General features: G+C 73.2%; 15 protein-coding genes and 1 pseudogene. 7 read left to right on the plus strand and 9 right to left on the minus strand.

Annotated elements, in window-relative coordinates; genetic code table 11:
• Positions 1–35: 35 nt before the first annotated feature.
• The 6 genes from ACF062_RS33380 to ACF062_RS33405 form a co-directional block, all read right to left on the minus strand.
• Positions 36–2,456, minus strand: a complete 2,421-nt coding sequence (locus tag ACF062_RS33380) for a phosphoketolase (RefSeq protein ID WP_392143512.1) — start codon at positions 2,454–2,456, stop codon at positions 36–38.
• 185 nt (positions 2,457–2,641) lie between these two features.
• Positions 2,642–3,853, minus strand: a complete 1,212-nt coding sequence (locus ACF062_RS33385; RefSeq protein ID WP_392143335.1) for a methyltransferase — start codon at positions 3,851–3,853, stop codon at positions 2,642–2,644.
• Between the two features lie 59 nt (positions 3,854–3,912).
• Entirely contained in the window at positions 3,913–4,392 is a 480-nt protein-coding gene (locus tag ACF062_RS33390) for an NUDIX domain-containing protein (RefSeq protein WP_392143336.1), read from the minus strand.
• Positions 4,393–4,440: 48 nt separating this feature from the next.
• A complete protein-coding gene (gene lnt, locus ACF062_RS33395; protein WP_392143337.1) occupies positions 4,441–6,051 on the minus strand; it encodes an apolipoprotein N-acyltransferase in 1,611 nt (536 codons plus the stop codon).
• Positions 6,052–6,571: 520 nt separating this feature from the next.
• Positions 6,572–7,147 (minus strand): hypothetical protein, encoded by a 576-nt coding sequence (locus tag ACF062_RS33400; RefSeq protein ID WP_392143338.1) that lies wholly within the window; start codon positions 7,145–7,147, stop codon positions 6,572–6,574.
• Positions 7,148–7,220: 73 nt separating this feature from the next.
• Positions 7,221–8,012, minus strand: a complete 792-nt coding sequence (locus ACF062_RS33405) for a glutamate racemase (RefSeq protein WP_392143339.1) — start codon at positions 8,010–8,012, stop codon at positions 7,221–7,223.
• 58 nt (positions 8,013–8,070) lie between these two features.
• Between ACF062_RS33405 and ACF062_RS33410 the strand changes: the two genes are divergently transcribed.
• Positions 8,071–9,276, plus strand: a complete 1,206-nt coding sequence (locus tag ACF062_RS33410; protein ID WP_392143340.1) for a glycosyltransferase — start codon at positions 8,071–8,073, stop codon at positions 9,274–9,276.
• A gap of 10 nt (positions 9,277–9,286) precedes the next feature.
• Here the strand turns inward: ACF062_RS33410 and ACF062_RS33415 are convergent, their stop codons facing one another.
• Complete coding sequence (locus ACF062_RS33415; protein ID WP_392143513.1) at positions 9,287–10,555, minus strand: TerD family protein; 1,269 nt, start codon at positions 10,553–10,555, stop codon at positions 9,287–9,289.
• A 299-nt stretch (positions 10,556–10,854) separates the two neighbouring features.
• Here ACF062_RS33415 and ACF062_RS33420 point away from each other — a divergent pair, with 299 nt between their 5' ends.
• From ACF062_RS33420 to ACF062_RS33435, 4 genes and pseudogenes are all read left to right on the plus strand, one after another.
• Positions 10,855–11,280, plus strand: coding sequence for a DUF6643 family protein (locus tag ACF062_RS33420; protein WP_223773245.1), 426 nt, complete (start codon positions 10,855–10,857; stop codon positions 11,278–11,280).
• Between the two features lie 92 nt (positions 11,281–11,372).
• Positions 11,373–11,474 (plus strand): annotated as a pseudogene (locus tag ACF062_RS33425) (MOSC domain-containing protein); the annotation flags it as partial.
• A gap of 101 nt (positions 11,475–11,575) precedes the next feature.
• The gene (locus tag ACF062_RS33430) at positions 11,576–12,181 is read left to right on the plus strand and encodes a hypothetical protein (RefSeq protein WP_392143341.1); all 606 of its coding nucleotides are present in this window, start codon (positions 11,576–11,578) and stop codon (positions 12,179–12,181) included.
• Between the two features lie 173 nt (positions 12,182–12,354).
• Positions 12,355–14,760, plus strand: coding sequence for a right-handed parallel beta-helix repeat-containing protein (locus tag ACF062_RS33435; RefSeq protein ID WP_356576225.1), 2,406 nt, complete (start codon positions 12,355–12,357; stop codon positions 14,758–14,760).
• On the opposite strand, the gene ACF062_RS33440 is transcribed toward ACF062_RS33435, so the two are convergent.
• Positions 14,720–17,059: a hypothetical protein gene (locus ACF062_RS33440; protein ID WP_392143342.1), complete on the minus strand. Its 2,340-nt coding sequence runs from the start codon at positions 17,057–17,059 to the stop codon at positions 14,720–14,722. The two genes, ACF062_RS33435 and ACF062_RS33440, sit on opposite strands and share 41 nt — an antisense overlap.
• 227 nt (positions 17,060–17,286) lie before the next feature.
• Between ACF062_RS33440 and ACF062_RS33445 the strand changes: the two genes are divergently transcribed.
• Together ACF062_RS33445 and ACF062_RS33450 are read left to right on the plus strand one after the other, a co-directional pair.
• A complete protein-coding gene (locus tag ACF062_RS33445) occupies positions 17,287–18,153 on the plus strand; it encodes a DeoR/GlpR family DNA-binding transcription regulator (RefSeq protein ID WP_392143343.1) in 867 nt (288 codons plus the stop codon).
• Positions 18,154–18,217: 64 nt separating this feature from the next.
• On the plus strand, positions 18,218–18,697 hold the full coding sequence (locus tag ACF062_RS33450; RefSeq protein ID WP_392143344.1) for an SRPBCC family protein: 480 nt from the start codon (positions 18,218–18,220) through the stop codon (positions 18,695–18,697).
• 56 nt (positions 18,698–18,753) lie between these two features.
• On the opposite strand, the gene ACF062_RS33455 is transcribed toward ACF062_RS33450, so the two are convergent.
• Positions 18,754–19,860: a PLP-dependent cysteine synthase family protein gene (locus tag ACF062_RS33455; protein WP_392143514.1), complete on the minus strand. Its 1,107-nt coding sequence runs from the start codon at positions 19,858–19,860 to the stop codon at positions 18,754–18,756.
• Between the last annotated feature and the right edge of the window lie 172 nt (positions 19,861–20,032).

Below are 20,032 nucleotides of genomic sequence, written 5' to 3' on the forward strand. Positions count from 1 at the left end.
TTCAGCCAGGAACCGGACATCTGCGGGAGAACGGCTCACCGCCCGGCGGCATGGGGCCACGTCCACTCCGCGACCTCCGGCATGTCGGTGCCGTGCTCGCGGATCCAGGCGTGGTGGCGGGTGCGGGCGTCGGCCATCGCCTGCCGCACGGCCGTGGCGCGCACGGCAAGGCCGGGGACGCGGTCGATGACGTCCATGACGAGGCGGTAGCGGTCGAGGTCGTTGCGGACGACCATGTCGAAGGGCGTGGTCGTCGTGCCCGCCTCCTTGTAGCCGCGTACGTGCAGGTTGTCGTGCCCGGTACGGCGGTAGGCGAGGCGGTGGATCAGCCACGGATAGCCGTGGTAGGCGAAGATCACCGGCCGGTCGGGGGTGAAGAGCGCGTCGAACTCGGAGTCGGGCATGCCGTGCGGGTGTTCCTCGCGGGGCATGAGGCGGGCGATGTCGACGACGTTGACGACGCGGACGGCCAGCTCGGGCAGCGCCTCCCGCAGCAGACTCGCCGCGGCCATGACTTCCTGCGTCGGCACGTCGCCCGCGCAGGCCAGGACCACGTCGGGATCGCGTGTGCCGTCGTCGGTGCCCGCCCACTCCCACACCCCCGCGCCGCGCGCACAGTGGGCGCGGGCCTCGTCGAGGGTGAGCCAGTCGAAGCAGGGCTGCTTCCCCGCGACGACGACGTTGACGTAGTCGCGGCTGCCGAGGACGTGCTCGGTCACCGAAAGAAGGGTGTTGGCGTCCGGCGGCAGATAGACGCGTACGACGTCGGGGCTCTTGTTGAGCACGTGGTCCACGAAGCCCGGGTCCTGGTGCGAGAAGCCGTTGTGGTCCTGGCGCCACACGTGTGAGGTGAGCAGGTAGTTGAGGGACGGCACGGGGGCTCGCCACGGCAGGGAGCGCGAGGTCTTCAGCCACTTGATGTGCTGGTTGACCATCGAGTCGACGATGTGGACGAAGGCTTCGTAGCAGGAGAAGAGCCCGTGCCGGCCGGTGAGGGTGTAGCCCTCCAGCCAGCCCTGGCAGAGGTGTTCGGAGAGGACTTCCATGACGCGGCCGTCGCGGGCGAGGTGCTCGTCGGTGTCGAGGGTCCGTTCCTGCCAGGCCTTGCCGGTGGCGCCGAAGAGCGCGCCGAGGCGGTTGGACTCGGTCTCGTCCGGGCCCACGACACGGAAGTCGCGCCGCCGCGCGGTGTCGGCCATGACCCGGGCGAGCAGGGCGCCCGTGACCCGGGTCGGCTCGTGCAGGGTGGCGCCGGGCCGGTCGACGGGGACGGCGAAGTCCTCCAGCGGCGGGAGGGGCAGCGGCCGGCTGAGCAGACCGCCGTTGGCGTGCCGCGTGGCGCCGAGCCTGCGCTCCCCCTCGGGTACGCAGGCCAGAACGTCGGCGGTGGGGGCGCCCTCGGTGTCGAAGAGCTCCTGGGGGCGGTAGGAGCGCAGCCACTCCTCCAACTGCCGCAGGTGGTCCGGGTTCTCGCGGACTCCGGAGAGCGGCACCTGGTGGGAGCGCCAGGTGTTCTCGACCGGATCCCCGTCGACGGTCCGCGGGCCCGTCCAGCCCTTGGGTGTGCGCAGTACGACGACGGGCCAGCGCGTGCGGTTGTGCCCGCCGCCGTCGCGGGCGGCGCGCTGGATGGCGGCGATGCGGTCGAGGGCCTGGTCCAGGGTGTCGGCCATGGTCTGGTGGACCTGGTGCGGGTCGTCCCCGGTGACGTACAGGGGATCGTGGCCGTAGCCCTTGAGCAGGGCGTCCAGCTCGGCGTCGGGGAGCCGGGCGAGCAGCGTCGGGTTGGCGATCTTGTAGCCGTTGAGGTGGAGGATCGGCAGGACGGCGCCGTCGTGCGCGGGGTCCAGGAATTTGTTGGAGTGCCAGGAGCCGGCCAGCGGCCCGGTCTCGGCCTCGCCGTCACCGATCACGCAGGCCACGACGAGATCCGGGTTGTCGAAGGCGGCTCCGTAGGCGTGGGCGAGGGAGTAGCCCAGTTCGCCGCCCTCGTGGATCGAGCCGGGCGTCTCGGGTGCGACGTGGCTCGGCACGCCGCCGGGGAACGAGAACTGGCGGAAGAGCCGCGCCATGCCCTCCGCGTCCCGCGTCACCGCCGGGTACGTCTGCGTGTAGCTGCCCTCCAGCCAGGAATTGGCGAGTACGGCCGGTCCGCCGTGGCCAGGTCCCCATACGCACAGCGCGTCCAGGTCGCGTTCCTTGATGACGCGGTTGAGGTGCGTGTGGACGAGGTTGAGGCCGGGTGAGGTGCCCCAGTGACCGAGGAGGCGCGGCTTGATGTGCTCGGGCCGCAGCGGCTCGGTCAGCAGCGGGTTGCCCATCAGGTAGATCTGGCCGACGGACAGGTAGTTGGCGGCACGCCAGTGGGCGTCGAGTGCCGCCAGGTCCTCCTTCGCCATGGGCGCCATGAGGATCTCCTCGCGAGGGTCGTGGTGTGCGGCGGAATCACGTTCCAGTACTTGGCTGGGGCGCGGGTTCCACGGGAGCGCCGGGTCAGTCGTCGCGGCGCCGGGTCGGTCGCGGCAGCGGACCGGCCCCGGCATTCCTCCCTCGACGCTGCCACCGCCCGGCCGCCGTCGCGAGCCCGAAGGGGGCCGTTCGGCCCCGCCGACACGGGCGGTGGCGCCTCGGCAATCGCCTCTCAGCGATTGCCCTTGACCGCCCGCAGCACGACGAACTTCGGGTCGCTCGCGACGACGCGCGCGTTGCCGAAGAGCTTGCGCAGCTTCACGTGGTACCCGAGGTGGCGGTTGCCGATGACCCACAGTTCGCCGCCGGGCCGCAGCGCGGCGCGCGCGCCGCTGAACATCCGCCACGCGGTCGCCCCGGTGGTGGCCTGGTGGCTGTGGAAGGGCGGGTTGTTCAGGACGAGGTCCACCGTCCCCGGCGGCACGGCGGCGAGGGCGTCCCCGGCCACGAAGTGCGCCTTGGCGTCCTCGGCGGCATTGGCGCGGAAGGTGGCCTCGGCGGAGGCGACGGCCTGGAACGACTCGTCGATGAAGGTGACCGTGGCGTCCGGGTCCGCGACGGACGCGGCGGTGCCGAGCACGCCGTTGCCGCAGCCGAGGTCCACGACGTGCGCGCCAGCCCGGGCGCGCGGCAGGTGCTTGAGGAAGAAGCGGGTGCCGATGTCGAGGCGGTCGGCGCAGAAGATGCCGGCGTGGTTGACGACGGTCAGGCCCGCGCCGGCCCCGGAGTCGGCAGGCAGCACATGGGTACGGGGCCAGGGGGCGGGGCCCGGGGTCCGCGCGGGATCCGGGGTGCTGAAGATGAGCCGCGCCTTCTGCCGCGCCAGGGAGGTCCTGGTCGGCCCGACGAGCCGCTCGAAGAGCTCCAGCGTGGACGTGTGGATCTCGGTGACCATGCCGGTGCCGACGACGACGGTGCCCTCGTGCAGGGCGGGCGCCAGCCGGTGCAGCTGGTCCTCGAGAAGCGCGAGGCTCTTCGGTACGCGGACCAGGAGTACGTCGATACGGGCGGGCGGAGTGTCCCTGGTCGTCAGCAGCCGGGCCGCGTCTGGCGCGTGGCCCGCCCGCGCGAGGTTGGCGCGGGTGGCCTGCTGGGCGAGGAAGGAGTCGGTGATCTGCACGGGCACGCGCGCGTGCCCCGCGAGCGCGGTGGTCAGCGCGCCCCACCGGTCACCGACGACGGCCACGGTGCCACTCAGGTCGACGGCCGCCGTGACGCCCCCTGGCTCCCCTCGCTTCCCTTCCTCCCCTACCTCCCCTTCCTCGCCCGCAAGGTGCCGCAGCAGATAGGCGTCGGCCGCCGACCAGGCGCGCAGCTGGTCGCGGGGGTCCTCCGGGAAGCGGGTGAGGTCGTACGCGCCCCATGACGTGCTCAAACGGTTCATCGTGCCCTCAGGCTAACGGAGGGCCTGCCGGGCCCGGCGGTCAGCCGGGCGCGGGGGTCTCACCGCTCGGTGCTCGGCTCGAACCAGGTGGGTCCGTCGACCAGGGCCTGCTTGATGCGGGAGAGCGAGAACTCGTGCAGGTCGGGCAGCGCGTCCACGTCGAACCACGCCACTTCCAGCGACTCGTCGTCGTTGACGCGCGCCTCGCCGCCGACGGCACGGCAGCGCAGGGTGATGTCCATGTACTGGCAGGTGTCGCCGTTGGGGTAGGTGACCGGGTCCAGCGCCTGTACCAGGACCACGCGCTCGGGCACGCAGCGCACCGCCGTCTCCTCGTACACCTCGCGCACCGCGCACTCCGCGGGCTGCTCCCCCGGGTCGGGGATGCCGCCGATCACCGACCACCTGCCGTTGTCGGAGCGCCGCCCGAGCAGCACCCTGCCGTCGTCGTCGAAGACGATGGCGGAGACCCCGGGGAGCCAGAGCAGCTGCTGGCCGGCGTCGGCCCGCAGGGTGCGGATGAATTCAGGAGTGGCCATGGTCCGACCCTAACGGCGTCCCGTCACCGCCCTTGACAGGAGCGCGCGTTACTCCCCGGCGTCCCGCCGGGCCCGCGCCGACGCCGCGGCCCGGCCGAGTCCGCCGAGGGCGATCAGCACCAGGACGCCCTCCGGCAGCGCGCCGAGGCGGGTGGCCGGGGTCCGCGACGAGCGCAGCGGCACCTCCTCGACGAGCGAATCGGCGGTGAACCACTCCGTCTTCGCCTTGACCGTGCCGTCCGGCATGATCACCGCACTGACGCCGCTGGTCACCGGGACGGCGACGGCGCGACTGTGCTCGACCGCGCGGACGCGCGACATCGCGAGCTGCTGGTACGTCATCTCGCTGCGGTCGAACGTGGCGTTGTTGCTCGGCACCGAGATGATCTGAGCGCCGTGGGTCACCGTGTCGCGCACGGCCCAGTCGAACGCGGCCTCGTAGCAGGTCGCGAGGCCCACCTTGGTGCCTGCCATGGTGAAGACACCGGGCTCGGAACCGCGGCTGAAGTCCTGGCGCACCATGTCGACGTCGCTGCTGAAGACGCCGATGACATCGCGCAGCGGGATGTACTCGCCGAAGGGCTGGATCTGCCGCTTGTCGTAGGTGTCGGTGGGGCCCTTCTCCGGGTCCCACAGGATCTGCTCGTTGAAGAGCTTGCCGTCCTCGGTCTCGACGACACCGCCCACCGAGAGGGGCACCCCGATGGCCTTGACGGCGTTCTCGATCTCCTGGCGCGCGTCGGGGTTGGTGAACGGATCGATGTCGGAGGAGTTCTCCGGCCACAGCACGAGGTCGGGGCGCTTGACCTTCCCGGCCTTCACCTGGGCGGCCAGCCGTTCGGTCTCGCGCACGTGGTGGTCGAGGACGGCGCGCCGCTGGGCGTTGAAGTCGAGCCCCGCGCGCGGGACGTTGCCCTGGATCGCGGCGATGGTCGCGGTGCCGTCCTCGGCCTCGTCGCTGACGAGCGGCCGCGCGGCGAAGGCGCCGAGGAGCGGGACGAGCACGCTCAGCCCGGCCACGGCCGCCGCCCCGCGCCGCAGGACCCCGGTCGCGCGTACGTCGCGGATCCGGCGCACGGTCTCGTACAGCCCGAAGCCGCACAGGACGACCGCGAAGCCGAGCACGGGGGTGCCGCCGAGCGCGGCGAGCGGCAGGAAGACACCGTCCGCCTGGCCGAAGGCGATCTTGCCCCAGGGGAACCCGCTGAAGGGCACGCGCGCGCGTGCCGCCTCTCCCGCGATCCACAGGGCGGCCGCCCAGAGCGGGTAGCCGGGCAGGCGTGAGACCGCCGCGATGCCCGCGCCCACCAGGGCGACGAAGACCGCCTCGACGGCGGCGAGCGCCAGCCACGGACCGGGGCCGACCTCGACGCCGGTCCACACCAGCAGGGGCAGCAGGAAGCCGAGGCCGAAGAGGTAGCCGAGGCCGAGGCCCGCCTTCCAGGTGCGGCCGTGCAGGCACCGGGCGAGGACGGCGAAGGCCGGGAGCGCGAGCCACCACAGCGTCCGGGGCGGGAAGCTGACGTAGAGCAGCACTCCGGAGAGGGCCGCCGCGGCGGCGGGCACGAGCCGCCGCAGGACGCGCCCGGCGCGGGAGGCCGGCGCGGGCTGCGGATCGAGCTGGTCCGGCTCGTCTACGGGAGTGGTGGTGGCTGTCACTCGGGGAGTGTACGGCGCGTCACCGGAGCATCGACAGCGTGGTCGTGGGCGCCGACAGCCTGGTCGTGGGCGTCGACAAAGCGGTCGTGGGCGCCTCCGCCGTATCGTTCCGGCGCGACTGGCCCCATGGCGCGGCGCCTGCCGTTAGCGTGTGGCCGGGCTCAGGCGCGGGCCCGGCGCACGCCACCGTGGGCCGGCCGCGCCGTTCGGGTCCGCATACCTCGGGGGGCGGCGGGTGGGGTCGACGGGTACGGCCGCGACGGCCGGTCCGGCAGGCGGGCGCGAACGGCGGCAGCGCCCTGTGGCATTCGCCGCGCTCCACCCAGGTCGTCCTGTCGGCGGGCGCGGCCCTGACGGCGCTGACGGCCGTGGCGACGGTGGGCAAGGCGCTCAGCGTGACGTCGGTGACGGCCGCGGCCGGCCTGCTCGCGGGCATCGCCACGGCGCGGCCCCTGCCCGACGGCTCCGGGCACCCCGGGGGCTCTGACGGTGCCGACGGTGCCGTGGGCGTCAGACCTTGTCAGACCGACGTTCCCCTGACCTTCAGCCGGGCCCGGATGGCGCGTACCGCGGATTCGGCGTTGTCCACGGTCACCGTGAACTTGTGGCCGTCGCCCAGCCTGAGCACCAGCCCCTCGCCGCGCCGGACCACGACGGCCGTGCCCTTCTCGGGCCGCCAGCGGTAGCCCCAGCCGCCCCACTGCCGGGGTGTGACGCTCGGGGCGAAGTCCGCGCCGACGACATGGGAGAGCGGGATGTGGCGGCGCGGCAGGCCCAGATGGCCGCAGCGCACCTCCAGGAAATCCTTGTCGACCTTCACGGCCACATGGACGAAGGCCAGCGTCCCGAAGAGCATCAGGAGTCCGACGGCGATGCATCCGACGACGGACATGAGCAGGGGCGCGAAGCCCGATGTCCACATCGAGCCGACCGCGAGTTCGATGCCGAGGGCCAGGCAGGCGGCGCCCGCGCAGGCCAGCAGCCACTGGACGCGGTTGGTCGCGCGGCCGGTCCAGACTTCGGGCGGGGCGTCGGGCGCGGTATTCCCGCCGTCCCCGCCGTTCCCGCCGTGCTCCTCGTGGGCTGGGTCCCTCATGCCATCGAGATTACTCACGTTCCGCCGCGAAGGCACCGCGTCGCGGAGCGTGACCGGATTCGGGTTCCAGGGCTCAGAGGGCGGGGGTGACCGCCGCGAGCACGCGTCCCTCGGCGTAGGTGAGCGCCTCCCGCGGCAGCGGCTCCGCACGCCCGCTGAGCAGCACGGTGAGACCGGGTGTCGCGCCGCCGTCGGCGTCGGTACTGGGGAGCGCGCCGATCCTGCGCAGCGCCTGGGCGGCGACCGCGCCGGCCGAGCCGTGCAGCGCGAGCGGCGGCAGCTGCGGCTGCTGCACGGCGGCGCGGATACGCTCCGCCACCAGCTCGTAATGGGTGCAGCCCAGGACGACGGCCCTTACATCGCGCGGAGTGAGGGCAGCGGCGGCGGCGATGGTCTCGTCGATGGCCTTCTCGTCCGCGTACTGCACGGCGTCGGCGAGGCCGGGGCAGGGCACCTCGGTGACGTCGACGTCGCGCGCGAACCGCTCGATGAGGTCCCGCTGGTAGGGGCTGCCCGTGGTGGCCGGGGTGGCCCAGATGGCGACGGGGCCGACGCCCGCGGCGGCGGGCTTGATGGCCGGCACGGTCCCGATGACCGGGACGGCGGGCTCCAGGCGGGCCCTGATCGTGGGCAGCGCGTGCACAGAGGCGGTGTTGCAGGCGACGATCAGCGCGTCGGGGCGGTGCGCGGCGGCGGCCTCCGCGACGGCGAGAGCGCGCGCGGTGAGGTCTTCCGTGGTCCGCGGTCCCCACGGCATGCCGTCCGGGTCCGAGGAGAGCACGAGATCGGCGTCGGGCCGCAGGCGGCGTACCGCGGCCGCCGCGGCGAGCAGTCCGATACCGGAGTCCATGAGCGCGATCTTCACCCGGTCACCATAGTCGATGGGCCCCACAGGCACCGTGCCGTGGGGCAGACTTCGGCGGATGAGCGCCGTTGCGTGGACCGCCGCCGGATCGCTTGCCGCGTGGCTGTGGCTGCTGTTGGGGCAGGGCTTCTTCTGGCGTACGGACGTGCGTCTGCCGCCGCGCCGGGACCCGGCGGACGGGACGAGCCGGGGCCACTGGCCGACGGTGTGTGTCGTCGTGCCCGCCAGGGACGAGGCCGCGATGCTGCCCGAGAGCCTGCCGTCGCTGCTGGCGCAGGACTATCCGGGCCGGGCCGAGGTCTTCCTTGTCGACGACGGCAGTACGGACGGCACGGGTGAGCTGGCCCGCGCGCTGGGCGAACAACACGGCGGCCTGCCGCTGACCGTCGCCTCCCCCGGTGAGCCGCCCTCCGGGTGGACCGGCAAGCTCTGGGCGGTGCGCCACGGGATCGGCCTCGCCCGCGCGCGGGATCCCGAGTACCTGCTCCTGACCGACGCGGACATCGCCCATGGTCCGGAGAGTCTGCGGGAGCTGGTGGCCGCCGCGGAGACGGGCGGTTTTGACCTGGTCTCCCAGATGGCCCGGCTGCGGGTGCGCAGCGTGTGGGAGCGGCTGGTGGTCCCAGCGTTCGTGTACTTCTTCGCGCAGCTCTACCCCTTCCGCCGGATCGGGCGGAAGGGGTCACGGACGGCCGCCGCGGCGGGCGGCTGCGTCCTGCTGCGCGCCGACGCCGCCGAGCGGGCGCGGATCCCCGACGCCATCCGGCACGCGGTGATCGACGACGTGGCGCTCGCGCGGGCGGTCCGGCGCTCCGGCGGTCACCTCTGGCTGGGGCTCGCCGAGCGCGTCGACAGCGTGCGCCCCTACCCCCGCCTCGCGGACCTGTGGCGCATGGTCGCGCGCAGTGCGTACGCCCAGCTGCGGCACCAGCCGCTGCTGCTCCTCGGCACGGTCGCCGGGCTCGCGCTGGTCTACCTCGCTCCCCCGCTCACCCTGGTCGCGGGCCTCGCCACGAGCGACGCGCCGGCGGCGGCCGCGGGCGCTCTCGCCTGGTTGCTGATGACCGTGACGTACCTGCCGATGCTCCGCTACTACCGGCAGCCCCTGTGGCTCGCCCCGCTGCTGCCCGGCACCGCGTTCCTGTACCTCCTGATGACGGTGGACTCGGCGGTGCGGCACTACAGGGGGCGCGGCGCCGCCTGGAAGGGGCGTACATACGCGCGTCCGGACGCCACTGCGGAGCCGGCACCGGAGCAGCGGTGACCGGTCGCGGTCACTTCCTGCCGGGCGTCCAGTTCATGCCCCAGCCATAGGCGTGGTCGATGGTGCGCTGCGGGCTCACCCCTCGGTCCGGGACGAGGTAGCGGGCCTCGCGCTGGACGACGAGGTCGCCGCCGTTGTTGGTGAGCAGCGCCAGCGCGCACACCGTGGAGGGGACGGTGCACTCGTCGAGCGAGAAGTCGATCGGGGCGCCGTGCTGCGGCTGGAGGGTGACCGTGGCGTTGAGGTCGGCGAAGCTGCGCGCGCCTTCGTAGATGGTCACGAAGAGGACGATGCGGCGGAAGTCCTTGATGTGGTCGAGGTTGATGGTGAGGTTCTCGCCACTGGCCGTGGCACCGGTGCGGTCGTCGCCGTCGAGCAGCATGTACGGGGGCTGGTGCATCGCCCCGAAGGCGTTGCCGAGTGCCTGGACGACGCCCTTGCGGCCGTCGGCGAGTTCGAAGAGCGCGCACAGGTCGAGGTCGAGATCGGCGTGCATGGCGACGGCTCTGCCGAGCTTCGCGCCCCATCCCTTGAACTGCTTGCGCATCTCCCAGTTGAGGTTCACGCGCATGGCGCCCGAGGTGCCGCCCTGTTTCGTCAGCGAGACGGACGGGGCGTCCTTCGTCAGGGTGACTTTGGTGAGGCGCACGGGCTCGGCGGGCGGGGTCACGGGAGGGGCCGGTGCGGGTGTGACGGGAGCGGCGGCCTGCGGCGGCGGGGTGACCGCGGCGGGGGCCGTCGGCGACGCGGAGCGTTGCGGCTCGTCCACCGTGATCCCGTAGTCCGTGGCGAGGCCTGCGAGACCGCTGCCGTAGCCCTGGCCGACGGCGCGGAACTTCCACGCGCCCTGGCGCCGGTAGAACTCGCCGAGGACGAAGGCCGTCTCCACCGTCGCGTCCGTGCTGTCGTAGCGCGCCAGTTCGGTGCCGCTCGCCGCGTCGAGCACCCGGATGTACAGGCCGGGGATCTGTCCGAAGGTGCCGCCGTCGGCCGAGGCGGCGAGCACCACGGTCTCGATCGCGGGTTCCAAGCGCGCGAGGTCGACGGCGAGCACATCGCTCACGCCGCCGTCGGAGCGCTGCTTGCCCTCGTACCGCACCGCTCCGGAGGAGTGCGCCGGCTGGTTGTAGAAGACGAAGTCCGCGTCCGAGCGCACCTTCCCGGAAGAGGCCAGCAACAGTGCGGAGGCGTCGGCGTCGGGCACCCCGGTGCCTGAACCCCACCCCAATTCGACCCGTACCGCGGGTGCCGGTACGGGAACATTCGATCCCTTAGGCATTGTCATGTCCGCCCCCATCGCAAGTCGCCGCGTCCGGCAGGGCCGCCGATTCCGTTCACGGCCAACCTATTACCCGGATCACCGGGAGGCCCACGACCGCGCCCCGGGGGCTCCCGGCCGCTCCGTGGCCAACCGCCGGTAACCCGTCATGAACGCGGCTTTTACACGATCCCTACGCCACTTGGCGACCGATTTTCCCAAGTTCGCTCGCATTGGGTACACGTCACCACTGCCGACACGTAAAACAACCCTCTTATCGGTCTCCCCAACCAGCACATCAAGGGCTTAACTTATGGAGCATGACCTCCCCCCGCTCCACCTATGGCGGCGGTTACTACTCCGCGCCGTCCTTCACGGACACTCCGATCTACGACTCCCTCGTCGCAGAGCGGGGCACTCCTCAGATCGCCCCGATCCGGGTTCCGTCCGCGTACGACACGGGCAGTCACCTGCCCGCCCTCCCGGCCGCGCTGCCCGCCCTGCCGGCCGCCCCTTCCCATCACAACCAGGGCTATGGCTACCCGCAGGCCCAGCAGCCCGCCCCGCTGCAACAGGCCCCCGCGCCGTACATCCCGCAGCAGGCCGCGGGCCCTCGCGGCTACCCGGGCGCCCAGCCCCAACGGCCCGCGGCCGGTACGGGGTACGAGGCGATGCGCCCGGCGTCGCCCCGCCCGGCCCCGGCGCCGTACGACGATCCGTACAACCGCCCCTACCGCGGGTACTGATCGCCGAAGTCGCCGTCCGAGCATGGCGCCTGCCGCCGCCGAGCCTCCGCCCGGCGGCGGCATTCGCATGTCCGCGCCCGGCCCCGGGGCGCCGTCACCGCCGCTTCGGCGCCCAGCTCGTCTTCGGGCAGAATCTGGTTCCCGCATCCACCGGGATCAGCCGCGTCGGTGACGCCTTCATGATCCCCGAATGACCCGCATCCGGTCGGGGAACTCGTTGGCGGAGCAGGGACGTTGAGCTTCGTGGACACGTGCCGTTCCCGGTCGAGACGGACGCGGAAGGGGGTGCAGGACTGTGCGGGCGATCGTCGGGCTCTGGCGCTGGCGGCACAATCCGCTGCGCCGCGGGACCGACCTCGTGGAGGCCTGGCTGGCGCTCGCCGCCCTGGTGCTGATCGTCGTCGCCGCTCCCGTCGTCGGCACCCTCACCGCCGGCCTGTCGCGCGACGCCCTGCTCGCCTCGGTGCGGGAGCAGCGCGAGGCCCGCCACGCGACCGTCGGCACGGTCGTGCGGAAGGTCCCCGCTCCCCCGCTCGACCCCGACCCCGAGACCGCGTCGGCGCGCGACGCCCACAGCCGCGTCCTCGCCCGCTGGGCGGGCCCGGACGGCGCGGACCGCTCCGGAGTCGTCGTCGCCCGGCTCGACGCCCCGCGTCCCGGTGACCACTTCAGGCTGTGGACCGACGAGCGCGGCCGCGTCGTCGGCCGCCCGCTGGACCCCGTGACGGCGACCACCCACGCGGCCCTCGCCGGACTGGGCGCCGCGACGGCGGGCGTCGCCCTCGTCGAGGGCGCCCGCAGGCTCGTCCTCTGGCGCATCGTCCAAGGGCGTTACGTCCGCCTGGACCAGGCGTGGGCCAAGGCGGGCCCCGACTGGGGCAGGGCCGGCACCGGCTCCTGACCGCCCCCGTGACCGGGCCGGTTGGCCGGAGCCCGCCGATCGGGTCAACTGCCCCTGCTCACGCGCGCTACGGTGGACCGGCCGAACTCTTCGGCTCCTTGCGCGGCGCCGCGGCACATCGCGGCACACCGGCGCGAGACCCGCGTACGACGAGGTGGGGGCAGAGCAACTCCATGGCACAGGGCACGGTCCAGGTGACGCACACCGGCACGTCGCGGTGGCGGCGCCGCACCGGCGAGTACGCATCGCTCGCCGCCGCCTTGGAGGCCGCGGGCGACGGCGACATACTGACCGTCGCCGCCGGCACCTACCGCGAGAACCTCGTCGTGCAGCGCGCGGTGACCCTGCGCGGGCCCGACGGCTCGGCGGGGTCGGTGCGCATCGCGCCGTCGGACGGAGTGCCCCTCACGGTGCGCGCCTCCGCGATCGTGCAGGACGTGCACATCGAGGGTCAGGACTCCTCCGCGCCCGCGCTGCTCGTCGAGGACGGCGCCCCCGAACTGACCGACATCCGGGTCGTGACCCGCTCGGCGGCCGGCATAGAGGTGCGCGGCGGCGCGCGCCCGACGGTGCGCCGCTGCACCGTGGACAACCCCGGCGGCATCGGCATCGCGGTGCTCGACGGCGGCGGTGGCGTCTTCGAGGAGTGCGAGATCGTCGCGGCGGGCCAGTCCGGTGTCGCGGTGCGCGGCGGCGCGCACCCCCGCCTGGAGCGCTGCCGGGTGCACCACGCCTCGGGCGCCGGTCTCGCGGTGACCGGCGAGCACTCCGGCCTTGAGGCCATCGGCTGCGAGGTCTACGAGATCAAGGGCACCGGCGTCCAGGTCACCGGGCGGGCCTCGGCCCATCTGACCGACTGCGACGTGCACCGCACCACCTCCGACGGCATCACGCTCGACACGGACGCCGTGCTGACCCTGGCCGACTGCCGCATCCACGACATCCCGGAGAACGCGATCGACCTGCGCTCGCGCTCTGTGCTGACGCTGACCCGCTCCACGGTCTGCCGGTTCGGACGCAACGGCCTGTCGGTGTGGGACCCCGGCACGCGCGTGGACGCCAACCAGTGCGAGATCCACGACAGTACGGGCGACTATCCGGCGGTCTGGGTCAGCGACGGGGCGACGGCCGTCCTGGAGTCGTGCCGGGTGCGCGACGTGCCGGACGCGCTGTTCGTCCTGGACCGCGGCTCGCGCGCCGACGTCGTCGACAGCGACCTCTCCCAGGTGCGCAACACGGCGGTGTCGGTGAGCGACGGCGCGACCGCGCAGCTCGACGACTGCCGCGTCCGCGAGGCCGCCACCGGCGCGTGGTTCCGCGACCACGGCAGCGGCGGCACCCTCGCCAACTGCACGATCGACGCCGTCCAGACGGGCGTGATCGTCACCAAGGGCGCGGACCCCACCATCGAGCGCTGCACGGTCACCTCGCCCGCCGAGGCGGGCTTCTACGTCTCCGCGGGCGGCCGCGGCAGCTTCCAGGGCTGCCGGGTCAGCGGCAGTGGCGGCTACGGCTTCCACGTCATCGACGGCTGCCGTACGACGCTGAAGAAGTGCCGCACGGAGCGGTGCGCGCGCGGCGGCTTCGAGTTCTCGGAGGAGGGCCCGCTCGTCGAGGACTGCGCGAGCGACGAGAGCGGTGGCCTGCGCACCCCGGCGGCGCCGCAGGAGGTGCCCGCCGTGCAGACGGCGACGCAGACCGCCGGACTGCTCGGCTCCGTACCGGCGCAGCAGCCCGCGCCGGCCGCCGTGCCCGCACCGCCCTCGGCCCGCGCCGCCAAGGAGGTCCTCGGCGAACTGGACACCCTGGTCGGCCTGGAGAGCGTCAAGCGCGAGGTGCGCGCCCTCACCGACATGATCGAGGTGGGCCGCCGCAGGCAGCTCGCCGGGCTCAAGGCCGCGTCCGCCCGCCGCCACCTGGTCTTCACCGGCTCACCGGGCACGGGCAAGACGACCGTCGCGCGGCTCTACGGCGAGATCCTCGCCTCGCTCGGCGTGCTGGAGAGCGGCCACCTCGTCGAGGTCTCGCGCGTCGACCTGGTCGGCGAGCACATCGGCTCGACGGCGATCCGCACCCAGGAGGCCTTCGACCGGGCGCGCGGCGGCGTGCTGTTCATCGACGAGGCGTACGCCCTCTCCCCCGAGGACTCCGGGCGCGACTTCGGCAGGGAGGCCATCGACACGCTCGTGAAGCTGATGGAGGACCACCGCGAGGCCGTCGTGGTGATCGTCGCGGGCTATACGGCGGAGATGCAGCGCTTCCTCTCCGTCAACCCCGGTGTGGCGTCCCGCTTCTCGCGGACGATCACCTTCAGCGACTACGCCCCCGAGGAGTTGCTGCGGATCGTGGAGCAGCAGGCCGAGGAGCACGAGTACCGCCTGGGCACGGGCGCCGGTGAGGCGCTCCTGAAGTACTTCACGGCGCTCCCGAAGGGGCCCGCCTTCGGCAACGGCCGCACCGCGCGGCAGACCTTCGAGGCGATGGTGGAGCGGCACGCGGGCCGGGTCGCCCAGCTCCCCGAGCCGAGCACGGACGACCTCACCCTGCTGTATCCGGAGGATCTGCCGGAGCTGGTGTGACCGCTTCCGTCTCCGCGGGCCGCGGGGACGGCACGGCAGCCTTGAGGCGTGCGAGGAGCCGTGCGCGTTCCTCGGCGAAGGCCGGGTCGGACTGGTAGTCGCTGTGTCCGAGGATCGGTGCCGGGAGCGGATGGTCCTCCGTACGGCCGTAGGCGAGGGGGTCCTTGAGGGCGGCGCGGTCCACCTGCGGGCCGCAGTCGCCGCGCAGGCCGATGGGGCCGCCGATCGGATCGGTGGGGCGGTGCAGATTGCGCCAGCAGTCGACCTCGCGGTGCAGGGAGGTCAGCGCCGCCGGGCCGAAGTGGGCGGGGAACCAGCGGCCGTAGAGGCGCTCCAGGGGTGAGCCGTAGGTGAGCAGGGCGACGCGCCTGCGGACCGAGGGACGCAGCTGCCAGGCGGCCGCCGCCGCGAGGACGCTGCCCTGGGAGTGCCCGGAGATGACGAGGCGGCCGCCGGTGGCGCTGGTGGAGCGGGTCCAGGCGGCCATGCGCCAGGTCAGATCGGGGACCGAACGCTCGGCGTAGCAGGGCGGGGCGAAGGGGTGGGCGGCGCGCGGCCAGAACGTGCCGACGTCCCAGAGGATGCCGATGGTGCGCCGGGCGGAGGCGTCCTTGTAGGCGCGGCGGCCCCAGGTGACGAACAGTATGAAGCCGAAGCCGATCAGCCAGGAGCCGAGCGCCTGCGAGGTCTCGGCGGCGCCCTCCACGACGTCGGGCATGCCTTGCGCGGCCTGGGCGGGGACCTTCTCCGTGCACCACGCGCCGATGAGGGCGCCCGCACCGAGCAGCAGGGTGACGGCGGCGATGATGCCGACGAGGAAGGGAGCCCGGTCGGTGAGCGCGGCACGCGCGCGTGTCCCCGCGATGCGGCGGGTGCGGGTGGTGTCCTGGGGTTCGTCGGCGTACTCGGCCGCCACCTTCACCATCTCGCGGCGCTTGCGCTGGAGCGTGCGTACGCCGAACCACGCGCACAGCACGGCGACGACGACCAGGAGCGGCGGGATCACGGACGCCTGCCAGGTGAGCAGGACGGGCGGTCCGGGGATGGAACCGTGGGTGCCGTCCAGCCAGTCGGAGACCCGCTGCGCGCCGCCGCCGGACATCACCCCGCCGAGGGCGCAGGACAGCATGGCGACGGCGGGGCCGCCGAGGCCGCGGATGACGGTGCGGGCGTCGGGCGAGGTGCGGTACAGGGAGTGCGCGACCACCGCGAGGGCGATGATCAGCAGGCCCTGGACGAGCGCGATGCCGCCGAAGGTCGCGTCACCCGGCAGCCTGCCCTCGGAGCGCCAGCCGGGGCGTGTCCACCCCGCGTACAGCAGGGTCAGCACGAGCACGGCCAGTGCGGCCAACGGGAGTCGGCGTACGAGGGCGCGGTCCAGCTTCCGGTCGAGTCTGTTCTCGCTGCGCCCCCTGCGGCACACCACCCACACCACGGCCGCCGCGCCCACGACGAGCGCGGCGTGCAGGCTCCAGCCGAGGACGTCGAGGAGGGCCGGGCCCCCGGCACGCCGGTCGTGGCGCGCGGCGGAGGCGCCGACCGCCGCGGCGACGGTGAGCAGGCCCGCCGCGGTGTGGGCGGCGCGCAGCCGGGCGACGAGGCGGCGGCCGTACCAGAAGCCGGGCCGGCCGAGCGCGGTGCGGCTCGTCTCCTCCTCGGGGTCGGGCTGGTGGGGCAGCGGCTGCTGGGACTCGTACGCGCTCCAGGTGCGGTGGGAGAGGTACCAGAGGAGGCCGGTGAGGGCGCTGGGCAGCAGGGCGGCGAGCGCGAGGCGGCGGCCGGGCTGCGACCACCAGCCGCCGTGGCCCGCGTCGTCGGTGGCGAGGAAGCCGAGCCAGGCGCGGTCGGCCGCGCACTCCGGGGTGCCCGCGCACTGCCAGGCCGTGAGGTCGAGGGCGACCTCGCAGGCGGCGGCGACGAGCAGCACGGTGAGGGTGAGGCCGGTCAGCCGCACCAGGAGGCCGTAGGTGCGCACGAGGCGCCTGCGGTGGCGCGAGGTGGGGCGCATCCAGTGAGCGAGGTTGACGACCATGAAGGGCAGCAGCAGGAGCCACAGGGCGCGGGAGCCGTTGCCGGAGGTGAGGTTGCACCAGACGTACGCCTCGGGGACCGGTTTGCCGCGGTAGTCGTCGGGACGCCGCTCGGCGTCGGCGTCCTCGGTGCGGCGGAAGACGGCCGCCGTGTCGTCGCCGGAGATCCGTACGGTCCGGGGATCGCCCAGCATCTGTTCCGGTGTGGTGCCCCCGACTCCATGGACCAGGAGTTCCAGGGCGGTCTCGTCCTGCGTCGCACGCTCCACTGTTTTCGCTGCCCCCGAGATGTCGCGTTGCGTGGTGAGGAAACAAGGATCTCGGGGCGCGGCTCGCCGCGCACCCCTCGTTACGTAATCTCCCCCTTCCGAGGCGTGCGTACCCGCGCGCGGGTGGTCGCACGGCTGTCAGTGGCGCGTGCGAGGATGAGGCTGTGCGCCGGTCGGGCGCGGCGGGTGTGACGAGGCAGGACGAGGCAGAAAGGCCGGGGCCGGGCGTGAGCGAGAATCAGAACCTCCTCGCCGAGCAGCGCCGTGCCCTGATTCTCGACGAGGTACGCCGCCGGGGCGGGGTCCGCGTCAATGAACTCACCCGGAAGCTGGGTGTGTCCGACATGACGGTGCGCCGCGACCTCGACGCGCTGGCCCGCCAGGGTGTCCTGGAGAAGGTCCACGGCGGCGCGGTGCCGGTCGTCGAGGCGAGCACGCACGAGCCCGGGTTCGAGGCGAAGTCGGGCCTGGAGCCGACCGCCAAGGAGGACATCGCGCGCACCGCGGCGTCCCTGGTGACGCCGGGGTCGGCGATCGCGCTGTCCGGCGGCACGACGACGTACGCGCTGGCGCACCATCTCCTGGACGTGCCGGATCTGACGGTGGTGACCAACTCGGTGCGGGTCGCGGACGTCTTCCACTCCGCGCAGCGCTCCTCCGGGCAGCGGCAGGGCGCGGCCACGGTCGTGCTGACCGGCGGGGTGCGCACGCCGTCGGACTCGCTGGTGGGGCCGGTGGCGGACCAGGCGATCGCCTCGCTCCACTTCGACGTGCTCTTCCTCGGTGTGCACGGCATATCGCCGCAGGCCGGCCTGTCGACGCCGAACCTGGCCGAGGCGGAGACGAACCGGCGCCTGGTGCGGTCGGCGCGCCGTGTGGTCGTCGTCGCCGACCACACCAAGTGGGGCACGGTGGGGCTGAGTTCGTTCGCGACGCTCTCGCAGGTCGACACGCTGGTGACGGACGCGGGGCTGCCCGCACAGGCGCGTGCGGAGATCTCCGAGCATCTGCACCGGCTCGTGGTGGCGGGTGAGGACGAGCGGGAGGGCGACGACGGCTCGCCGGACGACCGCGAGGACCCCGCAGACATCTGACGGCCCGCCAGTTATGGTGTCGGTGCCCGGTCAACCGCCTTACTCCGCTGGGGGGCAGAGTGCGATGGCACGCCGACTGAGCCCCGTGGGGCTCGACTTCATCGAGTCCGCCGCGCTGCGTCATGTCTTCACGCGTGAGGTGAGCGCCCCGCCCGAAGCGGTCTACCGCGCTCTCGCCGACGACTTGGCGGGCTGGCCCACGTGGTTCGCCGCGGTCACGCGGTGCCGCCCGACCGACGGGGGCAAGGGCCGCGATGTCCGGCTCAAGGGCGGCACGCGCTTTCGGGAGACGATCCTCGCGGCCGATGAACCGGAGCGGTACGCCTACCGTGTCGACGTCACGAACGCGCCGGGGCCGCGTGCCCTCGTGGAGGAGTGGCGGCTCACCCCGGCCGGGACCGGCACCCGCGTGCGGTGGACGCTCGCCGCGGACGGCGCGCCGCCCTTCCGCCTCGTGCTGAAGGTGAGCCGCGCGGGCCTCGGCCGGGCCTTCCGCGACGCGGTCACGGCACTGGACCGGCGGCTCATGGCGGCCACGGGATAGCGGGCTGCCGGGGGGCGGGGGCGCGTGACGGCTCGCGAGGCGGCCGCCGCCGAGGGTTACGCCGAGCGCCGGGGCCATTCGCCCGTGGCGAGCAGGGTGTTGATCGCCTCCGCGTAGGGCGCGACGTCCAGGCCCTGTTCGGCCAGCCACGCGTCGGAGTAGTACTTGTCCAGATAGCGGTCACCCGGGTCGCAGATCAGCGTGACCACGCTGCCCGTGCGGCCCACGGCCACCATCTCGGCGACGATCTTCAGGGCGCTCCACAGGCCGGTGCCCGTGGAGCCGCCCGCCTTGCGGCCGATGGCCTGCTCCAGGGCCCGCACGGCCGCCACGGACGCCGCGTCCGGCACCTTCATCATGCGGTCGATCGCCCCGGGCACGAAGCTCGGCTCCATGCGGGGGCGGCCGATGCCCTCGATGCGCGAGCCGCAGTCGCTCGTCGCGTCCGGGTCGTTCTTCGTCCAGCCGTCGAAGAAGCAGGAGTTCTCCGGGTCGGCGACGCAGATGCGGGTGTCGTGCTGCATGTAGTGGACGTAGCGCGCGATGGTCGCCGAGGTGCCGCCGGTGCCCGCGGTCGCGACGATCCACGCGGGCTCGGGGTAGCGCTCCAGCCTGAGCTGCTGGTAGATCGATTCGGCGATGTTGTTGTTGCCGCGCCAGTCGGTGGCCCGCTCCGCGTACGTGAACTGGTCCATGTAGTGGCCGCCGGTCTCGACGGCGAGGGCGGCCGACTCCGCGTACATGGTGCGCGGGTCGTCCACGAAATGGCATCGGCCGCCGTGGAATTCGATCAGGCGGATCTTCTCGGCGCTCGTCGTGCGCGGCATCACCGCGATGAAGGGCACGCCGGTCAGTTTCGCGAAGTACGCCTCGGAGACGGCCGTGGAGCCGCTGGAGGCCTCGATGACCGGGCGTCCTGGCCTGATCCAGCCGTTGCACAGGCCGTAGAGGAAGAGGGAGCGCGCGAGACGGTGCTTGAGGCTGCCGGTCGGGTGTGTCGACTCGTCCTTCAGGTACAGGTCGATGCCCCAGTGTTCGGGGAGCGGGAAGCGCAGCAGGTGGGTGTCGGCCGAGCGGTTGGCGTCGGCCTGGACCTTGCGGACGGCTTCTTTGAGCCAGGCGCGGTACTCGTCATCACTGTGGTCGACGTCGAGCGTGGGCATCGGCTGGTCGGCTCGATCCTGCTGTGTGGTGCTCACCGCGGGGCTCCTTCGCGTCGTGCCGGACGCGATTCGACGCGGCCGTACCCCTCGATCTTAAACACCCCCCGCACGCTCCCCACCTGCATAAACACACCTTTGGGCACCTCAAAGGCACTGCTGGCGCAGTAGCGGG

This window comes from Streptomyces sp. NPDC015345 (genome assembly GCF_043078805.1).
GTDB lineage: Bacteria > Actinomycetota > Actinomycetes > Streptomycetales > Streptomycetaceae > Streptomyces.

Coding starts and splice junctions, on each gene's coding strand:
- ACF062_RS33385 (WP_392143335.1), bottom strand. CDS start 3,853: ATGAACCGTTTGAGCACGTCATGGGGCGCGTACGACCTCACCCGCTTC.
- ACF062_RS33390 (WP_392143336.1), bottom strand. CDS start 4,392: ATGGCCACTCCTGAATTCATCCGCACCCTGCGGGCCGACGCCGGCCAG.
- ACF062_RS33400 (WP_392143338.1), bottom strand. CDS start 7,147: ATGAGGGACCCAGCCCACGAGGAGCACGGCGGGAACGGCGGGGACGGC.
- ACF062_RS33410 (WP_392143340.1), top strand. CDS start 8,071: ATGAGCGCCGTTGCGTGGACCGCCGCCGGATCGCTTGCCGCGTGGCTG.
- ACF062_RS33415 (WP_392143513.1), bottom strand. CDS start 10,555: ATGCCTAAGGGATCGAATGTTCCCGTACCGGCACCCGCGGTACGGGTC.
- ACF062_RS33420 (WP_223773245.1), top strand. CDS start 10,855: ATGACCTCCCCCCGCTCCACCTATGGCGGCGGTTACTACTCCGCGCCG.
- ACF062_RS33435 (WP_356576225.1), top strand. CDS start 12,355: ATGGCACAGGGCACGGTCCAGGTGACGCACACCGGCACGTCGCGGTGG.
- ACF062_RS33450 (WP_392143344.1), top strand. CDS start 18,218: ATGGCACGCCGACTGAGCCCCGTGGGGCTCGACTTCATCGAGTCCGCC.
- ACF062_RS33455 (WP_392143514.1), bottom strand. CDS start 19,860: ATGCCCACGCTCGACGTCGACCACAGTGATGACGAGTACCGCGCCTGG.